Origin of the sequence: Kitasatospora sp. NPDC057198, from assembly GCF_042670125.1 — a bacterium.
GTDB lineage: Bacteria > Actinomycetota > Actinomycetes > Streptomycetales > Streptomycetaceae > Kitasatospora.
Map to the genome: position 1 here is coordinate 22,421 of NZ_JBHUWH010000034.1, position 8,887 is coordinate 31,307.

4 protein-coding genes and 1 pseudogene are annotated in these 8,887 nt (G+C 68.8%); 2 read left to right on the plus strand and 3 right to left on the minus strand.

Annotated elements, in window-relative coordinates:
* Nucleotides 1-48 precede the first annotated feature (48 nt).
* Nucleotides 49-2,505, plus strand: a complete 2,457-nt coding sequence (locus ACFUEL_RS06685; RefSeq protein ID WP_380234928.1) for a Helicase associated domain protein — start codon at nucleotides 49-51, stop codon at nucleotides 2,503-2,505.
* Nucleotides 2,506-2,928: 423 nt separating this feature from the next.
* On the opposite strand, the pseudogene ACFUEL_RS06690 reads toward ACFUEL_RS06685, so the two are convergent.
* The 3 genes and pseudogenes from ACFUEL_RS06690 to ACFUEL_RS06700 all read right to left on the minus strand — a co-directional run.
* A pseudogene (locus ACFUEL_RS06690) lies at nucleotides 2,929-3,309 on the minus strand (GNAT family N-acetyltransferase); the annotation flags it as partial.
* Between the two features lie 461 nt (nucleotides 3,310-3,770).
* A complete protein-coding gene (locus ACFUEL_RS06695) occupies nucleotides 3,771-5,501 on the minus strand; it encodes an AIPR family protein (RefSeq protein WP_380234929.1) in 1,731 nt (576 codons plus the stop codon).
* Between the two features lie 573 nt (nucleotides 5,502-6,074).
* Nucleotides 6,075-7,321 (minus strand): IS3 family transposase gene (locus ACFUEL_RS06700; protein ID WP_380234930.1). Its coding sequence is split into 2 segments (ribosomal slippage): nucleotides 6,075-7,024 and nucleotides 7,024-7,321, totalling 1,248 coding nucleotides; the frame shifts between segments, so codons are not numbered across the junction.
* A 575-nt stretch (nucleotides 7,322-7,896) separates the two neighbouring features.
* Here ACFUEL_RS06700 and ACFUEL_RS06705 point away from each other — a divergent pair.
* Complete coding sequence (locus ACFUEL_RS06705; RefSeq protein WP_380234931.1) at nucleotides 7,897-8,460, plus strand: hypothetical protein; 564 nt, start codon at nucleotides 7,897-7,899, stop codon at nucleotides 8,458-8,460.
* Nucleotides 8,461-8,887: the final 427 nt, after the last annotated feature.

Sequence of the window (8,887 nt, forward strand, 5' to 3'; positions counted from 1 at the left end):
TCCGCCTCGCCCCCCTTGGTCACGAACCACCATCAGCACCCCGCCCGAATGGGAGACTTGCTGTTCGTGACCGCTACTCCCCACCCTCTGGTCCCGGCTGCTGCTCCACTCGACGCGCCACGCCGTCGGCCGCGTGCGGACCAGGCGGCGGCTATCGCGGCTGCGGCGCGGCAGTTGCGCCGTGCGGGATCGCGGGCGACGGTGGTGTCCGCGTGTGGGACGGGCAAGACGCTGATCGGAATCCGGGTCGCCGAGGAGGTCGGGGCCCACCTCACGATGGTGGTGCTGCCGACGAAGGACCTCGCCGTGCAGACTGCCCTTGCGTGGCGCACGGACCGGCGCCGCGAGCCGATGGTCCTCATCTCCTCGATGGACGCCACCGCGAGCACTGCCCTGCAGACGGCGAACGTGGCCGGCACCGGCGACTTCACCATCCTGGCCGGCCTGATGCACACCCGCCCCCGCCTGACGGTATTCGTCCTCTACGACAGCCTCCGCAAGATCACCGAAGCCCAACAGGCCCGCCACGCACCCGCGTTCGACCTCGCGATCATGGACGAGGCCCACCGCATCACCGGCCACCACGACAAGCAGTGGGCAACGGTCCTCGACAACCAGCTCATCAAGGCCGACCGCCGCCTGTTCCTCACCGCCACCCCTCGCCTGTGGGAGAGCCCTGACCTCACCGCGGACCCCGACGCCACCCACCGACCGCGCCGACGCCGCACCACCACCCGCCAGACATCGATCGACCCCAGGTTGATCAACTCACTCGACAACACCCACCTCTACGGCCCCACCGTCCACCACTACCCCCTCCACCAGGCCGTCGAGGACGGCGTCATCGCCGACTACCGCATCCTCGTCCCCACCATCACCAACACCGACCTCCACAGGCGCCTCCATACCGACACCACCAGCCTCCAAACCGACAACACCCGATCCGGCGACACCCAGCCGAATGACGCCGCAGCGGGCACCGCCCTGCGCACCACCGCACTGCACCTCGCCATCCACAAAGCCATGGCCGAACACCAACTCCACCACGTCCTCGTCTACTTCAACGAAGTCGCCGCCGCCCGCGACTTCACCCGCGAATACCCCCACACCCTGCGCCGCCTCCCCCCAGAGCTGCGTCCCACCACCATGCCGAGCGTCCTGCACATCAACGGCGACGACCTGCCCGACGAACGCCAAGCCACCCTGCAGGCATTCACCGCAGCACCGGCCGCGATCCTCACCAACGCCAAAGTCCTCACCGAAGGTGTCGACAGCGGAGCCATCGACGCCGTCGTCATCGCCGACACCACCCGCAGCATCGTCCGCTGCGTCCAAGCCCTCGGCCGCGCCCTACGCAAACCCGCTGGCACCGACAAGCTCGCCCACCTGATCATCCCCGCCTACATCCCCCAAGGCGCCGACCCCACCGACATCCTCGGCACCCCCTACGAACCCGTCTGGGCGATCGCCACCGCGCTGCGCAGCCACGACCACCGCATCGCCGAACGGCTCCCGAACCGCGCCAACCGGCTGCCGGGGGAGGTGCGCGAACTGGTCAAGCGCCGCTGGCGCTTCGACTACGACATCCACCCCGAGGCGATCGCCCGGGCGATGGACCTCATCTCCTTCGACCCCGCCCGCATCAGCACCCGACCCCGCCTCAAAGGCCTCGCCTCCGCCCAGGCCTACCGCGACGAGCACGGCCACCTCGCCGTCCCCCACGAGTACGTAGATTCGTACGGCTTCACGCTAGGGGAGTTCATCTCCGGCCAGCGCTCCGCCTACCACCGCGGCGAACTCCCACCCGAGTGGATCGCCGAACTCGACGCCCTCGGCATGATCTGGAGCGTTCCCGACGCCCAGTGGCAGGCCAACCTCACCACCGTCACCGCCTACCACCAGCTCACCGGCCACCTCGCCATCCCCGCCACCGACCCCGGCGGACGCTTCCTCGCCGAACAACGCGCCAAAGCCGCCCGCAGCCACCTCACCTCCGAACGCATCGCCGACCTCGAGCGCATCGACCCCCACTGGCGCCTGCCCCACGGCCCCGACTGGCACCGCAAATACGCCACCCTCCACACCCACCTACGCGCCGGGAACGACCCCGCAGCCCTCCACCCCGACAGCGTCCTCGCGGGCATCAAGATCGGCCCCTGGCTGCAGCGCCAACTCACCCACTGGGCCGACCTCGACCCCGATCAGCAACACCTGCTCGCCGAGATCGGCCTCACCCCGGCCACCAACCCCCTCCGCCCCCCGGCCCGCGCCCGCCGGACCTTCCGCCAGAACACCGCCCTCCTCGAAGCCTTCCTCGTCCGCGAGGAGGGCCGGCTCCCCGAAGCCCGCGAGAGCGTCACCGTCGACGGCGAGAAAATCGCGATCGGCGCCTGGCTCGCCAAAGCCAGGAGCAGAGCCCGCAGCGGCACCCTGAAGGCCGAAGACCGGGCGGCGATCGCCGGCCTCCTCGGCGACGAATGGGCAGCCACCCCGGACACCGCCTGATCCGGCCCACCCGACGATTCGCGGACCGTCACGCTGCTCGTGCACGATGCGCGGCGCTCGTGCCGCCATCGGGCGGTGAGGGCGTCGGGCTGGGCGGGGCCCAGGACGCGGGTGCGGTCGAGGACCAGTCGGGCAACTGGGGCGAGGGCGCTCTCCCGCCGACGATCCCGTGTCGGCCGAAGGCTTCCACACCCAACTCGAGCGGCCTTTCCAGTAGAACGCGTCGGCAATTGACGTCAAAACGCGCAAGGCGTTCCCGCAGTCGTTCCGGACGCCACGCCCGGCTGAGTCCGGGGCGTCCCGGTCATCCCCGGACCGACGTGCTCCCGGACCTCCCGTCGCCCACCGGAGCCCGGTCACACCCGCAGCTCCAGGAACTGGCCGGGCCAGGCGGCGATCGTCGCCCGCGTAACAGTCCACCCGCAACACGGCGCGGCCCCTGTGGCGGGTCTCCTCGACCGCGTCGGCAACCAACGCGGCACCGACGCCGGAGCCGGAGTGCTCGCGGGAGGTGACCAGCAGACGCAGGTACAGCTCCGGTTCGGCGATTGGGGTGGCGTACGCGGGGACGAGCTCGGAGAGCACGCAGGCGCCGAGCAGGGTGCCGTCCGCGCTCTCGGCGAGCCGAGGCAGGAAGCCCTCGGTGAAGTAGTTGCGCACCTGCTCGACCCGTCCGGGAACCGAGCTGAACGGCCGGTCGCCCCACTGGCCGGTGCGGCCGAGCGAGGAGAGCCAAGCCACGGCCTCGTCGAGCAGGCGGATGACTTCGGGGACGTCGTCGGCGGTACCGGTGCGGATCTTCATGCCCCCGGTCTACCGGGTCACCGAGGAAGGCATGAGGCCTTTCGCACCCGAACCCACCCGACCCAGTGAGCCCCCAGGACACCGCGCCCGGCCTGCACTGCGCCCTCCAGGGCACTGCGCCCTTCAGGGCACTGCTTCCGGCATGGCCCACCGCCCCCGGCCGGATGGCATGGCCGCGGGCCGCACCGACACCCCGACGGCAGTACCGTGACCCACCGCCGACCGCGTCACCGCCACCCCTAACGGAGTCGAGGTCCATGCCCCACGGCCCGCCCCGAACTACGCGTGGACACCTGCGGTGACGCCTCGACGTCCGCGCCCGGTAGGGCCGCCCGAGCCGCTGCTGTCGAAGCTCGGTCACACGCGATCACCCCAGAGCCTCCTTAACCGTGGATCCCGGTTGAGGAGGCAGCCCTCGCCCGATCGGCGCGTGGTGCCGTACCGGGCCACTTGACCTGAGATCAGTTGGTGATGTGGTACCGGCTCTGCCCGATGACGGTTTGGCGCAGGCGGGTGGTGAAGTCGGCGCTGCGGGCGATGCGGTCGACGCCGCCGGCTTTGTTCTGCCGCAACGCCGCTTTGAAGACGCCGTCGAGGGTGGTGGCCATGCGTTCCATCAGTTCGTTGTCGAGGTGGGCCAGGTCGATGTTGAGCAGATCGCGGGTGGTGGGTTGGCGTAGCCGGGTGAGGGTGTGGGCGGACATGCAGGCCATCGGGTACAGCCAGTTCTCGACCGTCTCGCCCAGCAGCGGCCGGTCCTGGGCGTAGTCGGTGAGGAAACGGCGCAGCGTGGTGTGGACGTCCAGGCTCAGCCGGTAGAGGTCCAGGTCGAGCCTGGCTGAAAAGATCTTGCTGTAGTGGGCGTCCTCCAGGAGCAGGGCCTCGGAGTGCTTGAGCGCGGTGTGGGGCTCGCGCAGCGCGAAGGCGGTGAACTCGCGGGCGAGGCGGGCCATGCTGACGACCTGGTCGAGCGGGAAGCCGAGGTTGCGGTAGTAGCCAGCGCGCCGCTCGTAGTAGTAGCCGCCGTCGTGGATGAGGCTCTCCTCGATGTCCTTTTGGATCGGTTCGGTCGCCCTCAGTGCTCCGGCGGGCAGCTGGGTCTGGCTGTTGGTGGCCCGGATGATGCGGTCGCGTGCGGTACCGGACCCCGGCGCGACGACGATCTTGACCAGCAGGGAGCGGTCGCGGTGCTGCCCGCCGGACTCGATGTAGCTGTAGACCTCGTGGCTGGTCTGCAGGCCGTTGACGATCTGCGGCTCCCTGACGACGATCTTCTTGCCCACGATCTGGGCGGCGTCCGCGACGACCGTCACCCCGTTGTTGAACCACCAGAAGTCCTCGCCTGTACCGGACTTCAGCGTTTCGGAGATCGCCTTGTTGACCGCGGTGGAGCCTGCGTAGTCGCGCACGTTCGACTCGAACAGCTCCAGGCGCAGGGCCTGGTTCTTCGTCGTGATGAAGCGGTAGTACTCGTCCAGTCGGGCCAGGCACACGTACCCCTCGCCCAGCGAGGTGCCCATCGGTGCCTCCGAGAAGACCAACTCAGCCACTGCCTTCGCGCCGCGCGCGGTACGCTCGCGCAGGTCGGCGGCGTTCAGATACTCGATCGCCGCGGAGGCGCCCGACGTGATCTTCGCGAGTTCTCCGCGGAGCCGGTCACCCTTGGACTTCACGTTCGGGTGTGGGCCCTCGGCAGCCGTGCATGCGTAGATCACCCGCACCGACAGCTCCGGGAAGGACGACGCCGACTCCTCCAGTACGTGCAGGAACCGGCGGGTGCGCTCCAGGAGCTTCGCATTGGTGTGGGCCGTCATCTCCTCCTCCACCCGGCCCATGTCCAGCAGCGCCGGCAGATGGAAGTGGAGCTTCTCGAAGACCGTCTCCTGGTAACCAGGGGAGGTCTTCGCCTGCAAGATGACCAGGTCGATCCTGCTCGCACGTGCGGTCAGGTACTGATAGGCGTCAGCCGTCACGTACCGGCCGTCGACGAACGACCAGATGCCGTCCACCCCGCAGTCGTGGGCGCCGTCGACAATCCCGTCCATGATCTCGTCGTTGTCGAGGTCCCATTCCTGCAGGGCCTTGTCGGCGGTGAAGAAGGTGAAGAAGTCCTCCCGGCTCTTGTGCGGCGCCAGTCGCCGGTGCTGGTCATCGAGAATGCGGTCCAGCAGGCGCTGGTCGTTGCTCTGCACGGGTGCCACGTGCCCCCCTGGTCGGTACATGTGCGAGAAGCCTTCATCGTCCCAGCACAGATACCCGCTCACCACCCGCACGTCAGGAACGCCCTTTCAGCCATGGTGATTTGAGGCCTTTGCGTGGAGCGGTGGCGGAGCTGCGAGTGCGCCGGTGCGTGCTGGGAGTGCAGCACTACGCCCGACGCGCTCCCGGCGCGCACGCCCCGTGAGTCTGGCACCGGTGGCCGTCTCGCAGGGCGTGCCATCAACGTCTTCCCGACGGCGCGGTGGCGAAGGAACCGGATGCACAGCTGAGGCGACCGCCGCATCACCCACTGCGGCGGCCAGCCCGCGTCCCCGCGGCGACGACCGCCTGGAGGGGCCGGGAACGCCGGTCTCCCCCAGACAGGGAGCCCACCACGGGTCGGGGCCACGGCTGTCAATTCCGCATCGAATGCGGGGAGGCCCAGGACGTTTCCGATGTGCTGGAGATCGTCCAGGACTACCTATAGCGGCTCACCGGGGTCTACCGGGTCGGCTCCAAGGGAGCCGACAAGCTAGCGCTGAACCGCCCCGGGTTCGGTAGAGACCTCAGCTTGTGGTGGTGACCTGTGGTTTTGTAGTTGTGAGGTGGTAGGTGTTCTCATATTCGACGGGCGGGACGTGGCCTATCTCACCGTGGAGTCGGCGGTGGTTGTACCAGTCGATCCACTCGGCGGTGGCGAGCTCGATCTGCGACAGCGTGCGCCAGGGTCGCCGGGGTTTGATCAGCTCGGTCTTGAACAGCCCGATCGTGCTCTCCATGAGGGCGTTGTCGTAGGCGTCGCCGACCGACCCGATGGAGGCGGCGACACCAACGGCGTCGAGGTGCTCGGCCAGGCGGAAAGATGTGTACTGACTGCCCGCGTCGCTGTGATGTATCAACTCGCCCTGTCCGGGCGGGTGTCCGTCGCGGTCACGCTGCCACAGGGCCATCTCCAGGGCGTCCAGGACGAGCCTGGTCTGCTTCGTGGTCGCAGCGGACCAGCCGACGATGCGACGGGAGAAGGTGTCCACGACGAACGCGACGTAGACGACGCCGGCGAACGCCGCCACGTGTGTGAAGTCCGCGACCCAGCACCGGTTCGGCGCCGAGGCGACGAAGTTGCGGTCGACCAGGTCGGGAGCCCGTTCGGCGGACGGGTCGGGGACCGTGGTGACCACGCGCTTGCCGCGGACGGCTCCGGTGATGCCGAGCTCGCGCATCAGCCGCTCGATGGTGCAGCGGGCCACCGTGTGGCCGCGGCGGTTCAGCTCGCGCCAGATCTTGCGGGCGCCGTAGACCCGGAAGCTGTCCTCGTACGTCGTCGTGATCAGATTTTTCAGCTCCGCATCCCGGACCGAACGGGCGGACTCGGGACGGTTGTTGAAGGCGTAGTAGGTGGAGGGGGCGATGCTGCAGCCGTGCTCGGAGAGCACGCGGCAGACCGGCTCGACACCGCCGAAGCGGCCCCGGTGCCCGTCGATGAACGCTACGAGCGCAGGTGTGGCCGGTCGAGCTCGGCCGTGAAGAAACTCGCCGCGGCCTTGAGGATCTCGTTGGCGCGCTTGAGTTCGGCGATCTCCTTCTTCATCGCCTTGATCTGCGCGGACTCCTCCGTTGTGGTGCCGGGGCGCTGTCCGGAGTCGACCTGGTCCCGCCGGACCCAGTTGCGCAGGGTCTCGGCGGAGCCGATGCCCAGCTTCTCCGCGACGGCCCGCAGCGCGGCCGACTCGTTCGGGTAGTCGCCGAGGACTTCGGCGACCATGCGCACCGCACGACGGCGCAGCTCAGGCGGGTAGGAGGAGGGATGTGCCATGACTCGAATCCTCACACGAAATCGAGTCTCTACCGAACCCGGGGCGGTTCTCCCACTGGGCCGATTTCGACCCCGACCAGCAACACCTGCTCGCCGAGATCGGCCTCACCCCGGCCACCAACCCCCTCCGCCCGCCTGCCCGCGCCCGCCGGACCTTCCGCCAGAACACCGCCCTCCTCGAAGCGTTCCTCGTCCGCGAGGAGGGCCGGCTCCCCGAAGCCCGCGAGAGCGTCACCGTCGACGGCGAGAAGATCGCAATCGAAGCCTGGCTCGCCAAAGCCAGGAGTAGAGCCCGCAGCGGCACCCTCCCCATCGAGGACCAGGTGGCGATCACCGACCTCCTCGGCGACGAATGGGCAACCACCTCGAGCACTACATGATCCCGAGGCCACCGAGGCGCCCAGGACCGGCGAGCCCGCACTCCCACCGACACGCGCAACCACATCGGACAGCAACCCCCACCCCACGCCCCGTGCATCGCCAGCAGCCACACCAGACCCGCTACGCCAAGCCGCCCGCCGACGTCCTCCTCTGCAGCATTCGCCCGGGCCCAGGACGCCTGTAAGCTCCGGCCCGTGACGGACACCCAGCCCAACGGCCCGGTCAATCCCGAGGCGAAGAAGCATCCGCACGCCCCGTATGCCCAGGCCGTCCTTGTTGCGCTCAGGGCGGTGAGGGCGGACCCGACGCACGTACACGTCTCCTCATACATGGCCCCAGGCGTGTTCTACGCGTTCGAGCCGTGCGTCCCGGAACCGATGCCGGACGGCCACCTGCCGCTCGTTGCCACAGCGGATGCCTGGCTGGGCCACGGCGTAGAACTGCGCTGGGATGCCGACCAGGCATGGGTGTACACGCCGCTGCACTACGACCGCGAACCCGCCTGGGACCAGTGCGGATACACGCCACTTCCCCTGCCGATGCTCGCCCACCCGGACGACGTCGCAGTCGCCGCGCTGCTGCTGTTGGTCGGCCGCACCGACTTCACACCCAGCACCCGCGAATGGGAGCACGCCCCATCCCAGGCCAACGCCCTACGGGAGTACGCCGAGGCGAGCAACCTATGGCGGCCCTGGCCTCACAACGCAGCAGCAGCGAAGTTCTGGACTGGGCAGCCCCTTTCCAACCCATCCGACTGATCCATCGAGGGTTTGGACGCTGGCGTTGGCCCGTGCTTCCACTGACATGTGACCGCATCGGACGCTGGCCTCCCCTCCGCACCTACAGCCGCCCCCAGCGACGAACCGGCAGCTGCTCAAGACACCGCACGACTTCGGGAGGGACGGGGGCGAAACTCCGAACCCTGGAAAAAAACCAGCTAAGGCAACAGATACCTTGAGCGGTTGTGGCCACCCCGACTTGAGATGTCTGCCCCGTGCCATACATGATCCACTGGAGTGGGGGCAGAAGGACAAGGGTGCCCGCCGACGCCAGTCGACCCGGCCGGTCCGACACGCGGTCGGCGGGCACCCTCTCCCAGGTAGCCCGGCCGAAGGCCGTTGCCACATCAGCCACAATGCCAGGCAAGGACTCTGACCAGACCTCAGTCGCTAGGGCCGCCGGAGC

Coding starts and splice junctions, on each gene's coding strand:
- ACFUEL_RS06685 (WP_380234928.1), top strand. CDS start 49: ATGGGAGACTTGCTGTTCGTGACCGCTACTCCCCACCCTCTGGTCCCG.